Consider the following 15,748-nt stretch of genomic DNA (forward strand, 5'->3'; position numbering starts at 1 on the left):
TCTTCCGGCGCCGCGTCGATCTGGTCGTAGGCCTTGAAATCACCAAAATACTTCGTGATCGCCGCCGTCAGCGTCGTCTTGCCGTGGTCAACGTGGCCGATCGTGCCAACGTTCACATGCGGTTTGTTACGTTCAAACTTTGCCTTTGCCATTCGCCGAGCGCCTCGTGGTTCGGGGGCCCCGCCGGGCCCGAGTGAATATCGCGGGCGACTTAGCGACTGGAGGCGGGAAAATCAAGCATCAGTTGGCAGCCCCAGCCTTGGGCGTGGCCTTGCCGCGGACCGGCAGGTCGGGCTTGGGGGCCTCCGGATCCGCCGTGGCCGCATTGGCGCGGGGGGTGGCCGGTTTCGTGCCGGGGGTGCCGTCGGGGTTCTCGGGAACGCCCGCCCCCTCGGCCGGGAACCATTCAGGGTGCTTCAGCAGCCACTCCTCGATCTTCTTGGCCGCATTGTAGGCCAGCCGGTCCATCTGTTCCTGCTTGGTCTGCACAAGGCCGGATCCGATCACTGTCGCCGGGCTAAGCCCTTCGAAAACAACGATCTGCTTACCCTTGGCGTTCAGCTCGGTCTGGGTCGGATCGTCCCAGACGTTGGCCGTGATCACCAGCACCGACTTCGGCGACAGCACGATCGGGATGCCCGGCGGGGCAAGCGCATAGCCATCGACCTTGATGCCGAAATCATAGAACCGATCGCCGTGATAGCGGCCAAAGCGCGCCTGCATCGCCTTCTTCAGCGCGGTTTCCCATTCCTCGGCCGTGGCCTTGCGCGAGATCGGGCTCTTCTGCGCGCCCTTGGCGATGACGATGTTGAGGCCCAGCTTGAACTGCCCCAGGGGCGGCGGAGGCTTGTCCAGATCGCCCTTGCCCGCGCAGGCGGACAGCATCGACACGATCAGAAGCGCCGCGAAGGCGCGAAGGGCCTGGGTCATCATCTCTCCTCGTTTCCCCCTCGCTTAGCGTGCCGCGCGCCGCCGCGCAACAGCCGCGCGAAGCGGCCAGTGTGGCCACCCGCGCCCGCGGCGGCTTTGCGCCCGGGCGGCGCCCCCCTATATTGGTAGGGCGCGCAGCAAAGGCTTCGACATGACCCCTTCCACACCTGTTTCGGTTCCCCTCGTCACGCGGCCGCTCGGGCTTTGGGGGTCGCTGAAACATGCGCGACGCAACCTGCTCGAGATCATCCCCGAGATCGCCACCCGGCAGCCGATCGTGTCGGGGCGCACCGGCATCCGTTGGCACATGGTGATGGATCCCGAAAGCATCCGCCGGATCCTGAAGGAAAAGGTCGACGACTACCCCAAGTCGAACACGACGAAGGCGATCCTGCGCCCGGCGATCGGCGACAGCCTGTTCATCGCCGAAGGCGCGCATTGGCACTGGCAGCGCCGGGTCGCGGCGCCGGTCTTCTCGCACCGCAACATCGCGGCGCTCGGTCCGGTGATGACGGCCGCCGCCGAACGCGCCTCGGCCCGACTCGAAGCCCAGACCGGCCGCGCCGCCGACCTGCACCACGAAATGGTCACCGCGACCTTCGAGGTGATCTCGGACGTCACGCTGTCGGGGGGGCAGGCCTTCGATCGCGACGACATGCACCGCGCGATCAACAGCTACATATCGGAAACGGCGAAAGTATCGCTCTTCGATCTGCTGGGCCTGCCCGATTGGGTGCCGCGGCTGAACCGGATGTTCACCCAGCGCAGCATGGGCGACATGAAATCGGTGGCCGACGCCGCGATCGAGGCCCGCCGCGCCGCCCCCCATGCCGGTGTGCCCGATCTTCTGGATCTGCTGCTGACCGGCCAGGATCCGAAGACCAGCCGCCGCATGAACACCGAGGAACTGCGCGACAACCTGCTGACCTTCATCGTCGCCGGGCACGAGACCACGGCGCTGACATTGGCCTGGGCGCTCTATCTTTGCGCCTTCGACGCGGGCGTTCAGACCCGCGCCCGGGCCGAGGCACGGGCGGTTCTGGGCGACCGCGCCGCCTGCGCCGAGGACCTCTCTGCCCTGCCCTATATCCGCCAGATCGTGGACGAGGCACTGCGCCTCTACCCGCCGGCCGCGTTCCTGTCGCGCACCGCGCAAAAGCCCGACCGGCTGTGCGGCCGCGACGTACGCCCGGGCGAGACGGTGATGCTGCCGATCTACGCGCTGCACCGCCATCACCTGCTCTGGGCCGATCCCGACCGCTTCGATCCAGACCGCTTCAGCGACCCCAAGGCGATCGACCGCTACGCGTACCTGCCCTTCGGTGACGGCCCGCGTGTCTGTATCGGCGCCAGCTTCGCGATCCAGGAGGCGGTGATCATCCTCGCCACCCTGCTTGCCCGCTTCCGCTTCACCCCGGTCCCCGGCCGCGCCCCGAAACCGGTGCTGATCCTGACGCTGCGCCCCGAGGGCGGCGTCTGGCTCAACGTCGAGCCGGCGCACTGACCCTCGCCCTCTTCACCTTGGAAAAATACTCCGGGGGTCACAGGGGGCAGCGCCCCCTCGGACGCATCGCTTGCGCGCCCCGCGCGCACCGCCGGATCAATCGCCCTTCAGCGCCTGGTAAAGCCGGATATACCCCGCCTTGCCCGCCAGCTTGGCCTGATAGATGACATAGCTTTCGGCGACCCGCATGACGTAGTTCCGGGTCTCGGTGATCGGCACCGCCTCGATCCAGTCGATCGGGTCCACGCCCTGCTTGCGCGGATCGCCCAGCACCTCGATCCAGGCCTCGGGCCGTTTCGGACCGGCATTGTAGCCCGAGGCCACCAGCGTCAGCGCCGGACCGAACTCGTCAATCAGCTTGGCCAGATAGGCCGCGCCCAGACGGGCATTGTAATCGCCGTCCGTGGTCAGCCGCGCCTTGGAATAGGCGATCCCCAACTTGTCCGACATCAGCCGCGCGGTGCCCGGCATCACCTGCATCAACCCCCGCGCGCCCGCCGGGCTGATCACGCCGACGTCGAATTCGCTTTCGCGCCGGGCGATCGACAGCGCCAGCGCCGCCGGGATCCCCAGCTTCACATGCGCCAGGTCGGTCATCGGGAAATAGGGCCGCGGCAAGACCAGACCGCGCCCCGCCGCCGCCTTGGCGACGCGCAACGCGATATGGGGTTCGCGAATCGCCAGCGCCATGTCCGACAGCGGCCCCAGCTCGTCATCCTTCAGCCCCTCGGCCAGCTGCAGGAAGAACCGCGTCGCCAGCTTTTCGCGTCCGGTCTTGACCAGCATCAGCCCGGCCTGCACCAGTGACGAGGACAGGAAATTCTGGCGCCGCCAATCGGCGTAACGCTGGTGCCCCAGCATCGCCGGATCCAGCGGCAACCCCAGCCGCTGCGCCGCCATCTGGCCGTAGAACGCCGATTGATACCTGGCCCCCTCGTGCAGCGCCTTGCTGGCGCCCTCCTTGTTGCCCAGAACCTCCAGCGCGCGGCCCTGCCAGTAGAACGCCCGCCCCAGGCTGATCGGCGTGCTGACTGCCTTCTCCAGCGATTTGAAATGGTGATAGGCCAGCGAGGGCTGTCGCAGCTTCTGCAACGCCACATAGCCTGCCACGAATTCCAGATCGGCATAGGCCGCGCCATCCTTCAGATGGTGTTCCGACGCCAGCCGATAGGCCCGGTGCGGATCGCCCGAGCGCATCTCGTCACGCGCCAGCGCCGCGCGGATCCTGGCCCAGTCCTCGGGCCGGCCCAGCCGCGCGACCGAAGCCGAGCGGCGCAGCAGCAGATCCGCGGCCGAGGCCTCGAAACCGTGATGGTAGCGCCAGACGAAACGGTCATGCGCCAGGCCGGGGTCGTCCGCCAATGGGCCGCGCACCGCATCGACCATCGCATCGACGCCCTTCGCGTTCGATTGCAGCCCGATCCGCGCCTCGGCCAGACGGCGCTGCGTGGTCGAGACCAGCGGAAGCATCCGCCGCGCCTCGTCCAGGCGACCATCCCACAGCAGGTTGGTCAGCCGCTGGACATGGTGATTGACCAGATAGCGGCCCATCAAAGACAGTTGGCTTTTCTGGTCGTCGGCATCGTAATAGAGATGCTCCCAGGCCTCGCGCGCCACCTTTTCCGCGCCACGCCGGTCGCGGGCGGCCAGCAACGTCTTCTGCAGCGCCATCGCGCCGGCCGCGCTTTGCGGCGCGTGATGGGCGAAATAGGCGCGCACCTGGCCGTCGTCCCCGCTTTCGGCCAGCACCTTTTCGCCGGCGCGGCGCAAAAGCGGCAGACCGGGCCAGTCGGGGCGGCGACGCAGAAAGGCGACGTAGTCGGCCAGCGCGCCCTTGCCGGCGCGCAGCCGCTTCCATTCGATGATGTCGCGCCCGACCGGCCCCGCGGGCCGCGCCGCCACCTGCGCCGCATCCCAGTCGCGCCGGTCGGCCAGGCCCAGCGATTCGCCCAGCGCCACGACTTCCGGGTCGGTCCCGGCGCGGGCGGGCAGCACGAAGGCAAGGGTGGCAAGGGAGGCGGCGAAGCCTAGGAAGGCGCGGCGGATCACGTCGTCGGTTCCGTCTATGAAGCGGGAAGGTTCTGGCTGGGCCACCCCATCCTAACCGCAGCGCGGGCCACCGCAAGACACGAACTTGGCAAGCATCGCGACGAGGGCTAGGTTGCGCCGAATTCGACAGGGTGCGACTCGGCCCGGGCCAGCCCGAAACGGAAACCGTAAGAGGAGATGCGTGTCATGTTCAAAGGGTCCATTCCCGCCCTGATCACGCCGTTCAAGAACGGCGCGTTGGATCTCGACACGCTGAAGAAGCTGGTCGAATGGCATATCGCCGAGGGTTCCTCGGCCATCGTTCCGGTGGGCACCACGGGCGAAAGCCCGACGCTGAGCCACGAGGAACATGATCTGGTGGTGGCCGAGGTCGTCAAGGCGGCCGCCGGACGGGTGCCGGTGATCGCGGGAACCGGATCGAACAACACCGTCGAGGCGATCCGCCTGACCCAGCACGCCGAGGCCGCGGGCGCCGATGCCGCTCTGGTCGTGACGCCCTACTACAACAAACCTACCCAGACCGGCCTTCTGGCGCATTTCCGCGCCGTGCACGACGCCACCAACCTGCCGATCATCATCTACAACATCCCCGGCCGCTCGGTCATCGACATGAGCCCCGAGACCATGGGCGAACTGGCCAGGCTGCCGCGCATCGTCGGCGTCAAGGACGCCACCGGCGACGTGACGCGGGTGTCCAAGCAACGCATCACCTGCGGCAAGGATTTCATCCAGCTCTCGGGCGAAGACGCCTCGGCGCTGGGCTTCAACGCCCAGGGCGGAGTGGGTTGCATCTCGGTCACCGCAAACGTCGCCCCGAAGCTGTGCGCCGAGTTCCAGGCGGCGACGCTGGCGGGCGACTATGCGGCCGCGCTGGACTATCAGGACCGGCTGATGCCGCTGCACACCGCGATCTTCCTTGAGCCGGGCGTGGCGGGGGCGAAATACGGCCTGTCGAAGCTTGGCCTGTGCGAGAATGAGGTGCGCCTGCCGCTGGTCGGCGTCACCGACGCGACCAAAGCCCGGATCGACGACGCGATGCGCCACGCCGGGCTGATCAACTAAGGGCGCCGGTGCGGCCCGGGCCGCACCGGCCGAACGCGCGGCGCAACGCCCGCACCAAGAAGCGAAACTGGCGCCCAGGGTGGCGGGGCTTGACGGGTGCGTATCGCGGTATGCCAGGCGCCGCCCGGCTTTGGCCGGGCCGCCCCCGTTCAGATCCCCGCCGCGCCGATCGCCTCGGCCAGGATGGGCACGGTCTTGTCGTTCAGCCCGGCGATGTTCAGCCGCGAATCCCCGACCATGTAGATGCCGTGATCGGCACGCAGCGCCGCCACCTGTTCGGGCGTGGCGCCCAGGCGCGAGAACATGCCCCGGTGCTGGGCGATGAAACCGAAGCGGTCCGAGCCGGTCACGCGGCGCAGTTCCTGCGCCAGTTGCTCGCGCAGGGCCAGCATGTTCTTCCGCACCTCTTCCAGTTCCGCCATCCAATCGGCCTTCAGCGCCGGATCGGTCAGGATCATGGTCACCAGCCGTGCCCCGTGATCGGGCGGAAAGGAGAAATTCTGCCGGTTCAGATAGGCCAGCGTGCCCTGTGTCAGATCCTTCGCCTTCGGATCTGACGACAGCGCCAGCAGGATGCCGGCGCGTTCGCGATAGATGCCGAAATTCTTCGAGCAGGACGCCGCGATCAGCACCTCGGGTAGCCGCCCGGCCAGCAACCGCGTGGCGGCCGCGTCGGCCTCCAACCCATCGCCGAAGCCCTGATAGGCCAGGTCGATCAGCGGCACCGCGCCGGTCTTTTCAAGATGCGCGGCGACTTCGCCCCATTGCGTCGGGTTCAGGTTCGCCCCGGTCGGGTTGTGGCAGCAGCCATGCAGCAGGACCACGTCACCCGGGGCCACGCGGGCCAGGTCAGCCATCATGCCGTCGAAATCGACACCGCGGGTTTCGTCGTCGAAATAGCGGTAGGCGGTGCTTTCCATCCCCAGGTGCTTGAGAATCGACAGATGGTTCGGCCAGGTCGGATCCGAAACCCAGACCTTGGCCCCCGGCGCGGCCAGTTTGATCAGTTCCAGCGCCATATGCACGGCCCCCGTGCCCCCGGGCGTCGCGGCCGAGGCCACGCGGCCCATGTCGAAGCCCGCGCCCAGGATCAGCCCGGCCATGGCGTCGCGATAGCCCTGATCGCCGACCAGCGCGGTATAACTTTTGGTGGTCTCGGCCTCCCACAGCTGCTTTTCGGCGGCCTTCACGGCGCGCATGATCGGGGTCACGCCCAGGGCGTTCTTGTAGACGCCGACGCCCAGGTCGATCTTGTCGGCGCGCGGATCGTCGCGGTACAGCGCCATCAGTTCCAAGATCTTGTCCGGAGCCTGCGGTTTCAGATTGCCCAGCATCGCCTTCAGCCTTTCTCGACCCGCAGGTCGTTGTACATGCCCCATTCCGCCCAAGACCCGTCATAGAGCGCGTGATTGCGGTGCCCGATCCGTTCCAGCGCCAGGCTGAGGATCGCCGCCGACACGCCCGAGCCACAGGTGGTGATGACAGGTTTCGTCAGATCCACGCCCGCTGCCTCGAAAGCCGCGCGCAGCACTTCGGTGTCGCGCAAGGTGCCGTCGTCATGCAGAAGCTCGGCATAGGGCAGGTTGCGCGAGCCCGGGATGCGACCGGCACGCAGGCCTTCGCGTGGCTCGGGCGCCTCGCCGCGGAAACGTTCGGCCGCGCGGGCGTCGATGATCTCATGATCGCCCAACTTCGAGGCGGCAGCCACCTGCGTCACGTCCTTGACCAGATGGGCCTGGCGCTGGACGGTCATGTGCCGGTCGCGCACCACGGGCGGCAGATCCTCGATCTCGCGGCCCTCGGCGCGCCATTTCGGCAGGCCGCCGTCAAGCACCGCGACATCGGTCTTGCCCATCAACCGGAACAGCCACCACACACGCGGCGCCGAGAACACGCCCATGCCGTCGTAGACCACCACCTGATGGCCGTCGCCCACGCCCATGGCGCGCATACGGCTGATGAATTTCTCGGGCGGCGGCGCCATATGCGGCAGGTCGGAACGCAGATCGGCGATCTCGTCGATGTCGAAATGCCGCGCGCCGGGGATGTGGCCGGCATCGTATTCGGCCTTCGCGTCGCGGCCCATCTGGGGCAGGTACCACGACCCGTCCAAAACCCGCAGATCCGGATCGTTCAGATGCGCGGCCAGCCAGTCGGTCGACACCAGGGTCTTCGGATCGTCCATCACCGGGGTTCCTTCCTTCGCTCGACCTTCCGATTACTGCCGCCCGCGCGGGCAGGCAAGGGATTAGCCCGAATGGTGCTTCAATAGGCGCTGTTTCTGACGGTTCCAGTCGCGCTTGGCGTCGGTCGCGCGCTTGTCGGCCAGCTTCTTGCCCTTGGCGATGCCGATCTTCAGCTTTACGATGCCCCGGTCGTTGAAATAGAGCCTGAGCGGCACGATCGTCATGCCTTCACGCTTGGTCGCGTTCCAGAGCCGGGCAAGTTCACGCTTCGAAACCAGAAGCTTGCGCTTGCGCCGTTCCTCGTGGCCCCAGGTCTTGGCCTGGGCATAGGCACCGATATAGCCGTTGATCAGCCACAATTCCCCGTCCTCGACCGAGGCATAGCTTTCAGCGATATTGGCGCTGCCTTCGCGCAGGCTCTTCACTTCCGACCCCATCAGCATGATGCCGGCCTCGAGATCGTCCTCGATCGCGTATTCGTGCCGCGCGCGCCGGTTCTCGGCGATCAGCTTGGAATTGGGGTCGGACTGCTTTGCCATGGTCCGCGTGAGATAAGGCCTGCCCGACCCGGAGTCCAGCGGTGCGCGCCAAGGCGCGCAAGCCGTTTGCCGCGATGGGGGCCCTGCCCCCATACCCCCGGAGTATTTTCGCCAAGGAGAAGACAAAGGCGGCTCCAACCCCTGCCCGCTGGCGGAGATATCCCACGGGGGGCCGATGGCGCTACGCTACCGGCTGCGCCGTCTCGACCAGACGGGCGAAGAAGCTTGCCCCGATGGGGGCGATCTCATCGTTGAAATCATAGGCGGGGTGATGCAGCCCCGCGCCCGGGCCGGTGCCGAGGAACAGATAGGCGCCGGGGCGGGCCTCGAGCATGTAGGAAAAATCCTCGGCCCCCATCTCGCGTCCGGCGCGGCCGTCGACGGCGCCCGGCCCGGCAACCTCGGCCGCCACCTCGACGGCGAAGTCGGTTTTGGCGGCGTCGTTCACCGTGGGCGGGTAGCCCCATTCGTAGTCGATCCGTGCGGTGACGCCGTAGGCCTGTGCGGTGCCGCCCACGATCTCGTGGAGGCGACGTTTGACCAGGGCGCGCAGATCGGCGTTGAAATTGCGGATCGTGGCGCAGAACCAGGCCTCTTCGGGGATGATGTTCGAGGCGGTGCCACCGTGGATCTGGGTGACCGAAATCACCAGGTCGTCCTGCGCATTGGCATTGCGGGTCACGATTGTCTGCAGGCCCTGGACCATCGCGACGACAGCGACCAGCGGATCGACCGTCTCATGCGGGTTGGCGCCGTGCCCCCCCTTGCCGGTGACATGGACCCAGACCGTATCGACCGAGGCCATCAGCGGCCCCGGGTTGGTGGCGAAATGGCCGAAAGGCAGGTTTGGTGCGTTGTGGATGCCGTAGACCTGGGTGATGGCGAAGCGATCCATGACGCCTTCCTTCACCATCTCCTGACCGCCGCCGCCGTCTTCCTCGGCCGGCTGGAAGATCAGTGCGACGCGGCCGCAGAAGCGGCGTGTCTCGGCCAGGTATTTCGCCGCGCCCAGCAGCATCGTGGTATGGCCGTCATGGCCGCAGGCATGCATCTTGCCGGGGTTCCGTGAGGCGTGATCCAGTCCCGTCGCCTCGTCGATGGGCAGCGCGTCCATGTCGGCGCGCAAGCCGATCGTGGGGCCCGCGCCCCGGCCCTCGATGATCGCGACGATGCCGGTCCTGGCGATGCCCTCGTGGATCTCGTCGACGCCGAATTCGCGCAGCCGGGCGGCGACGAAGGCCGCCGTTTCATGGCATTCGAAGGTAAGTTCGGGATGCTGGTGCAGGTGGCGGCGCCAGGTTTTCATTTCGTCGGCGTAGTCGGCGATGCGGTTGACGACTGGCATGCAAGCTCTCCGGCTGGACAGGACATGACTAGGTGGCATCATCCCGCCCAGCCCGCAAGTCGTCTTGCCAGGCCGTCCGCGGCGCATCGGGTGGTGCCGGAAGAGAGGCCTAGCCCGAATGCTTGAGTTCGGCGATCAGCTTGTCGATATTGCCGCCGTTGCGGTCCAGCATCGCGCCGATCTCCTGGCGCTCGGTCGCCAGCATGTTCACGCCGTCGATGATCATGTTGAAGAACAGGTTGCGCCCCGCCTTGTCGGACACCAGCCACTTCAGATCGAACGGCGCCTCGCCACGCAGCTTGGCCAGCGAGCTGACCTCGTAGATGCCCGACTTGATCTGCCGAGCGCCGGTGACCTCGATCTTGCCGCCGATGAATTCGCGGAACCGCTTGCCGTACTTGCGTGCGATATAACCCCGGAAGGCCGCGATATAGGCCCGGCGCTGTGCCGGCGTCGCCCGGCGGAACGCGATCCCCAGAGAGGATTGCGCGATGATGTCGACATCGGCGTATTTGTCGAAGATATGCTCGAACTGGCCGACCATCTGGTCGAGCGACCCGCCCGAATTGATCACCCGGTTGATGTCGTTCACGACGGTATCGACCAGATCGCGGGCCTCGGCGGTGGTCAGCGCCGCGACCGGGCCGGCCAGCGCCAGCGTCGTCGCGCCGGCCATCAGCCCGGCGATCACCGAGCGGCGGGTAGGTTCAATTGCCATAAGGATCCTCGTAAGGGTCTAGAAACTCTTGGTTGGTCTTGGACTTGATACCCAGTGCGTAGTCGCGGTTCTGCAAGTAAAGAAGTCGTTCCTGCGCATAGCTGTCCGCCGATCCATATAGGATGGAATCGATCGTCGACGAGAACCGGAAGCGGGTTTCCAGCTTTGCGCCCGCCTCGGCCAGCAGCGCGGCCTTTCGCTCGTTTCCGTTCAGGGCGAAGCGCAGCGGGTTGATCGCGAAATCGACGATCGTCCCGGTCAGGTCGCGTTCGGTCGAGGGACCCAGGATCGGCACCTCCAGATAGGCGCCCTGGCGCGCGCCCCAGACATGCAGGGTGCGCCCGAAATCGTTTGGCCGCGGCGCAAGCCCGATCGCCGTCGACGGATCGAACAGCCCCCCCACCCCGGCGGTGGTGTTCAGCACGAAGCGAAACAGGTTCTGCACCCCGGCGGCCAGATTGCCCTGCAGCAGATCGTTCACGAAATAGCTGGGCTCGGACAGGTTCGACGCCACGTTCGACACGCCCTGGCGCAGGGGCGCGGGCACGGCGCTGCCATAGGCGTTGGCGCTGGGTTTCAGCAGGGTCTTGTCCAGATCCACGTTGAACCGGTGGACAGCCCGATTCTGTGCCTCGTAGGGGTCGTTGACCCCTCCGCCCTTTGGCGCGGGCGCACAGCCGGCAAGGGCAACCGCCGCCAGCGTACCGAACAAGAGAGGCCGCGCCGCGGGCAGGCGTCGCAGGTCCACGATCGGCGCCCCCGGGTTGGCTTGGGGGCGAAGGGTCTGGCGTCGCCGCATTCCTTAGCTTTCCAGCAATGTTCTTGTGTCACTGTCCCGTTTGGCACGGGCGCCAGAGATAGGGCTTCGGCGCCATCATGGCAAGCCGCGGGCGTCGCGGCAGCGGCCAGGTGCGGACAGAATGCCACGGTCGGCGGCGGCTGGCGAGGCCGATCGCCATCCGGACGGAAACAGACACGAACTTGGGGGGCGACGCGGAATGGGCTTGGATCGCAACGCTTTCTCGGCGGGCCGGGCAGAGCTTGCCCACGCCCGCCGGGCGGTGGCCTCGTTGATCGGACGCGCAGCGCTTTTCGGCACCTTCGCCAACCTTTTGCTACTGGCCGGGCCGCTATACATGCTGCAGGTCTACGACCGCGTGCTTGGAGCCCGGTCCGAGGAAACCCTGGTTGCGCTCAGCCTGCTGCTGGCGCTGTGCTATCTGATCATGGCGGTGCTTGACCACGCGCGGGCACGATTGACGGCGCGGGCCGGCGCGCTGTTGCACGACCGTCTGGGCGGGCGGATCTTCGACGCACAGATTAGCCGCGCCGCGGTGGCCGCCGACGACAGGCTGGCCCAGGGCGCGTTGCGCGATCTCGATGCGCTGCGCATGGTGATGGGCGCGCCGGTGCTGATGGCGCTGTTCGATCTGCTGTGGACGCCGCTGTTTCTGGCCGCGATCTTCGTGTTTCATCCGCTGCTGGGCTGGGCGGCGCTTGGCGGATGCGCGCTGCTGATCGCGCTGGCGGCGCTGAACCAGGCCACCACCCGCGCCCTGCGCCACAATACCGCCGCGGCGCTGGACCGCGCCAACCGCCTGGCCGATGCCCTGCGGGCCGAGGCCCCGACCGCCCGCGCGCTGGGGCTGACGGCTTTCGGCAGGGCACGCTGGCACCATGACCAGGAGGCGGCGCGCGACGATGGGCTTCGCCTGTCGGACCGGCACGCGCTGTTCGCCTCGGCGACCCGGGGCGGACGGCTATTCCTGCAATCGGCCCTGCTGGGGATCGGGGCCTGGCTGGTGCTGCGCGACGCGCTGACGCCGGGGGCGATGATCGCCACCTCGGTTCTGATGGGACGCGCGCTTGCACCGGTCGAGCAGGTCATCGGCCAGTGGGCATTGTTGCAACGCGCATCCCGGGGCTGGCGGCAGCTGGCACTGCTGCTGACCGAATGCCCAGGCTCACCGGCCCCGATGCCCCTGCCCGCCCCCGAGCCGCGCCTGCAGGTCGAGCAACTGACGGTAGTGCCCCCCGGGGCGCGCGCGGCCAGCCTGCGGATGCTGTCGCTCTCCCTGGAACCGGGCCAGGCTTTGGGGGTGATCGGGCCTTCCGGCGCGGGCAAGTCCACGCTGGCCCGCGCGCTGGCGGGGATCTGGCCCGCCGCCGCCGGCAGCATCCGCCTGGGCGGGACGCCGATCGGGCTTTTTCCCCCTGCCGAACTGGCGCGCCATCTGGGCTATCTGCCCCAGCAGGTGCCGCTGTTCGAGGGCACGGTGGCCGAAAACATCGCCCGGCTCGACCCCACACCCGACGCGAAAGCGGTTGTCGCCGCCGCCCGCCGCGCCTTTGCGCATGAGATGATCCTTTCGCTGCCCCAGGGCTATGATACGCCCCTGGGTCCGGGCGGCGCGGGGCTGTCGGGCGGGCAGATCCAGCGGATCGGCCTGGCGCGCGCGCTGTTCGGCGATCCGGTGCTGCTGATCCTGGATGAACCCAACGCCAATCTCGACAATGACGGATCGGAGGCGATGAATGCCGTGATCCGCGACGCCAAGGCGCGGGGCCGGGTGGTGCTGGTGATGGCCCACCGACCGGCTGCGATCCGCGATTGCGACCGGCTTCTGGTGCTGGACGGCGGCCAGATGCGCGCCCTGGGACCGCCAGATCAGGTGCTGCGCGCCGAAGTCGGCAATCATGCCGAGGTGCTGCGCGCCGCCACCCCCGGGGGTGTCGCATGAACCCGCCGCTCTCGCCCCGCCCGGCGCAGCGGGCCGGCTGGCTGGCGCTGCTGGCGCTGGTCGCGGGCGTCGGGGGCTGGTCGCTGCTGGCGCGTCTTTCGGGCGCGATCATCGCGCACGGTCAGATCGCGCCGGCAGGCAATCGGCTGGTGATCCAGCACCCCGAAGGCGGCGTGATCGCGCAGCTGGAGGTGTCGGAGGGTAGTCATGTGCGCCAGGGCCAGCGGCTGGCGCGGCTCGACGATACGCGCCTGGCGTCCGAAAAGGCGGTCTCCGACAGCCGTTACTGGGCCCTGATCGCCCGCCGCGCCCGCCTTCTGGCCGAACGCGACAATGCCGCCGCGCCGGATCCGGGGCCGCCGATGCCCGCTGCGCCGGACCTGGCCGCGCAGATGGCCGGCCAGGCGCGCCTGTTCAACGCGCGCCGCGACGCCCGGCTTCAGGAAGCCGCGCAACTGGAGGAGCGGCAGCGCCAGGTCCGGGCACAGATCACCGGGCTCGACACCCAGGCAGAGGCACTGGGCCGCGAACGCAGGCTGGTCGCCGCCGATTTGGCCGACCAGCGGGCGTTGCGCGCGCGCGGGCTGACACAGGCGATGCAGGTCACCGCCCTGGCGCGTGACCTGGCGCGGCTTGATGGGCGAATCGCGGCCATTGTCGCGGCGCGGGCCGGAGCACAGGGACAGTTGGCCGAACTGGGGATCGCCCGGATCCGGCTGGACGCCCGCGCGCGCGAGACCGCGCTGACCGAATTGCGCCCGCTGGAAGCCGAGATCGCCGCCCTGGCCGAAAAGCGCTCGGCCCTGTCGCGGCGCCTTGCGGCGCTGGATCTGCGCGCGCCCGCTGCCGGCGTGGTGCAGGGCCTGGTGCTGACCACGCCGCGCGCGGTGCTGCGCCCGGCCGAGCCGCTCTTGTCGATCGTGCGTCAGGATCGCCCGCCGGTCGTCACCGCGCGCATCGCGCCGCGCGATATCGACGCCGTGCGCAGCGGCCAGCCCGTCCGCCTGCGCCTGACCGCCTTCGATGCGCGCACCACGCCCGAGTTGTCCGCGCATCTGACCCGCGTCTCGGCCGATGCCTTCAGCGACCCGGCCACGGGCCAGGGGTATTACCGCGCCGAGGTCACCATCGCACCGGACGAGGCCGCCCGCCTTGGCAGCCCACTGATCCCCGGCATGCCGGTCGAGGTGTTCATCGCGACGGGTCCCCACAGCCCGGCGGCCTATCTTTGGAAACCCTTCGCCGATTATTTCGCCCGCGCCCTGCGCGACGGCTAGCACCCCGCCCAACGCCCCTTTCAGCCCCCGCGACTCTGCGATAGCGTGCGCCCGAACGACAGCGATCGGAGGACGCAATGAGTGCCATCGAGACCCGCCTGGCCAAGCTGGGCCTGACACTGCCCGACGCGCCGGCCCCCGCCGCCAATTACGTCCCCTTCGTGCGCGCCGGCAATCTGCTGCATGTCTCGGGCCAGATCAGCCAGGACGAGACCGGCCTGATCACCGGCAAGATCGGCGCCGATCTGACCACCGAACAGGGCGCCGCCGCCGCGCGGCGCTGCGCGCTCAGCCTGCTGGCGCAGGTCAAGGCTGCCTGCGACGGTGACCTGGGGCGCCTGGCCCGGGTGGTGAAGCTGACCGGCTTTGTCAATTCGACCCCCGACTTCACCGACCAGCCGAAGGTGATCAACGGCGCCTCCGACCTGATGGTCGAGGTTCTGGGCGAAATCGGCCGCCACGCCCGTTCGGCCGTCAGCGCCGGCGCCCTGCCGCTGGGCGTCGCGGTCGAGATCGACGGCGTCTTCGAAATCACCGACGGCGCATACGAGCCGCGCTGATGACCTTGCCGCGCCCGTTCCTGCACCTGCCGATCGCCCACCGCGCCTATCACGACAAGGGCGCGGGCCGGCCCGAAAATTCGCTTTCCGCCGTGCGTGCCGCCGTTATGGCGGGCTACGGGATCGAGATCGACCTTCAGCCTTCCTCTGACGGCGTGCCGATGGTGTTCCACGACTATTCGCTCGAACGCCTCACCGGCGCGACGGGACCGATCCGGGGCCGGTCCGCCGCAGAACTGGGGCAAATCCCGCTGACCGGCGGCGACGAGGGCATCCCGACGCTGACGCAGGTTCTGGCAGAGGTCGCCGGCCGCGTGCCGCTGCTGGTCGAGATCAAGGACCAGGACGGGGCGCTGGGTCCCGACGTGGGCGCGCTCGAGACCGCGGCGGCGCCGCTGCTGACCGCTTATCCGGGTCCGGTCGCGGTCATGTCGTTCAACCCGCATTCCATGGTCGCTATGGCGCGGCTTGCGCCCGATCTGCCGCGCGGGCTGACCACTTGCGCCTTCCGCCCCGACGATTGGCGCCTGATCCCCCCGGCCCGCCTGCAGGATTTGAGCGCGATCCCCGATTACGACCGGGTCAGCGCCTGTTTCATCAGCCATGAATGGAAAGATCTCGGCGATCCGCGCGTGGCCGCCTTGAGGGGCCAGGGCGCGGAAATCCTGTGCTGGACGATCCGGTCCGCGGCGGACGAGGCACAGGCGCGCAGGATCGCAGGCAACATCACGTTCGAGCAATACGCGGCCGAGATCCCGGCTTGACCTGCCCCCGACCCGGCCCAGTTCCGTTAGGATCGGCGGGGAGGAACGCGTGCGCCGGGCGCCGGCACGGCGG

General features: G+C 68.2%; 15 protein-coding genes. 6 read left to right on the forward strand and 9 right to left on the reverse strand.

Annotated elements, in window-relative coordinates; translation table 11 throughout:
- Both BLV97_RS00005 and BLV97_RS00010 read right to left on the reverse strand, forming a co-directional pair.
- The coding region (locus BLV97_RS00005; RefSeq protein WP_244520939.1) for a GTP-binding protein at nucleotides 1-152 on the reverse strand (152 nt) is incomplete at its 3' end.
- 88 nt (nucleotides 153-240) lie between these two features.
- Nucleotides 241-930 (reverse strand): hypothetical protein, encoded by a 690-nt coding sequence (locus BLV97_RS00010; protein WP_244520919.1) that lies wholly within the window; start codon nucleotides 928-930, stop codon nucleotides 241-243.
- Between the two features lie 151 nt (nucleotides 931-1,081).
- Here BLV97_RS00010 and BLV97_RS00015 point away from each other — a divergent pair, with 151 nt between their 5' ends.
- Nucleotides 1,082-2,434, forward strand: a complete 1,353-nt coding sequence (locus BLV97_RS00015; RefSeq protein ID WP_035839650.1) for a cytochrome P450 — start codon at nucleotides 1,082-1,084, stop codon at nucleotides 2,432-2,434.
- 96 nt (nucleotides 2,435-2,530) lie between these two features.
- Here the strand turns inward: BLV97_RS00015 and BLV97_RS00020 are convergent, their stop codons facing one another.
- Complete coding sequence (locus tag BLV97_RS00020) at nucleotides 2,531-4,528, reverse strand: lytic transglycosylase domain-containing protein (protein ID WP_244520920.1); 1,998 nt, start codon at nucleotides 4,526-4,528, stop codon at nucleotides 2,531-2,533.
- 141 nt (nucleotides 4,529-4,669) lie between these two features.
- On the opposite strand from BLV97_RS00020, the gene dapA reads away from it, so the two are divergent.
- Nucleotides 4,670-5,545, forward strand: coding sequence for a 4-hydroxy-tetrahydrodipicolinate synthase (gene dapA / locus BLV97_RS00025; protein WP_035839647.1), 876 nt, complete (start codon nucleotides 4,670-4,672; stop codon nucleotides 5,543-5,545).
- Between the two features lie 149 nt (nucleotides 5,546-5,694).
- On the opposite strand, the gene BLV97_RS00030 is transcribed toward dapA, so the two are convergent.
- The 6 genes from BLV97_RS00030 to BLV97_RS00055 form a co-directional block, all read right to left on the reverse strand.
- Nucleotides 5,695-6,879, reverse strand: coding sequence for an amino acid aminotransferase (locus tag BLV97_RS00030; protein WP_035839644.1), 1,185 nt, complete (start codon nucleotides 6,877-6,879; stop codon nucleotides 5,695-5,697).
- Nucleotides 6,880-6,884: 5 nt separating this feature from the next.
- Complete coding sequence (gene sseA, locus BLV97_RS00035; protein ID WP_035839641.1) at nucleotides 6,885-7,733, reverse strand: 3-mercaptopyruvate sulfurtransferase; 849 nt, start codon at nucleotides 7,731-7,733, stop codon at nucleotides 6,885-6,887.
- A gap of 60 nt (nucleotides 7,734-7,793) precedes the next feature.
- The gene (gene smpB, locus BLV97_RS00040; protein ID WP_035839639.1) at nucleotides 7,794-8,270 is read right to left on the reverse strand and encodes an SsrA-binding protein SmpB; all 477 of its coding nucleotides are present in this window, start codon (nucleotides 8,268-8,270) and stop codon (nucleotides 7,794-7,796) included.
- Nucleotides 8,271-8,451: 181 nt separating this feature from the next.
- Nucleotides 8,452-9,615 carry a M20 aminoacylase family protein gene (locus tag BLV97_RS00045; RefSeq protein WP_035839636.1) on the reverse strand — a complete coding sequence of 388 codons (1,164 nt, stop codon included), beginning with the start codon at nucleotides 9,613-9,615 and terminating at the stop codon, nucleotides 8,452-8,454.
- 109 nt (nucleotides 9,616-9,724) lie between these two features.
- Nucleotides 9,725-10,333 carry an MlaC/ttg2D family ABC transporter substrate-binding protein gene (locus BLV97_RS00050; RefSeq protein ID WP_035839633.1) on the reverse strand — a complete coding sequence of 203 codons (609 nt, stop codon included), beginning with the start codon at nucleotides 10,331-10,333 and terminating at the stop codon, nucleotides 9,725-9,727.
- On the reverse strand, nucleotides 10,323-11,132 hold the full coding sequence (locus BLV97_RS00055; protein WP_081824939.1) for an MlaA family lipoprotein: 810 nt from the start codon (nucleotides 11,130-11,132) through the stop codon (nucleotides 10,323-10,325). The genes BLV97_RS00050 and BLV97_RS00055 overlap by 11 nt, the downstream gene beginning before the upstream one ends.
- 199 nt (nucleotides 11,133-11,331) lie before the next feature.
- Here BLV97_RS00055 and BLV97_RS00060 point away from each other — a divergent pair, with 199 nt between their 5' ends.
- The 4 genes from BLV97_RS00060 to BLV97_RS00075 all read left to right on the forward strand — a co-directional run bounded on the left by BLV97_RS00060 (nucleotide 11,332) and on the right by BLV97_RS00075 (nucleotide 15,675).
- The gene (locus tag BLV97_RS00060) at nucleotides 11,332-13,074 is read left to right on the forward strand and encodes a type I secretion system permease/ATPase (protein ID WP_035839630.1); all 1,743 of its coding nucleotides are present in this window, start codon (nucleotides 11,332-11,334) and stop codon (nucleotides 13,072-13,074) included.
- Nucleotides 13,071-14,351 (forward strand): HlyD family type I secretion periplasmic adaptor subunit, encoded by a 1,281-nt coding sequence (locus BLV97_RS00065; RefSeq protein WP_035839627.1) that lies wholly within the window; start codon nucleotides 13,071-13,073, stop codon nucleotides 14,349-14,351. The genes BLV97_RS00060 and BLV97_RS00065 overlap by 4 nt, the downstream gene beginning before the upstream one ends.
- A gap of 77 nt (nucleotides 14,352-14,428) precedes the next feature.
- Complete coding sequence (locus BLV97_RS00070; RefSeq protein ID WP_035839624.1) at nucleotides 14,429-14,911, forward strand: RidA family protein; 483 nt, start codon at nucleotides 14,429-14,431, stop codon at nucleotides 14,909-14,911.
- Nucleotides 14,911-15,675 carry a glycerophosphodiester phosphodiesterase family protein gene (locus BLV97_RS00075; RefSeq protein WP_092163892.1) on the forward strand — a complete coding sequence of 255 codons (765 nt, stop codon included), beginning with the start codon at nucleotides 14,911-14,913 and terminating at the stop codon, nucleotides 15,673-15,675. The genes BLV97_RS00070 and BLV97_RS00075 overlap by 1 nt, the downstream gene beginning before the upstream one ends.
- Nucleotides 15,676-15,748 lie beyond the last annotated feature (73 nt).

It is taken from the genome of Allgaiera indica (assembly GCF_900106675.1).
Classification (GTDB): Bacteria; Pseudomonadota; Alphaproteobacteria; order Rhodobacterales; family Rhodobacteraceae; genus Acidimangrovimonas; species Acidimangrovimonas indica.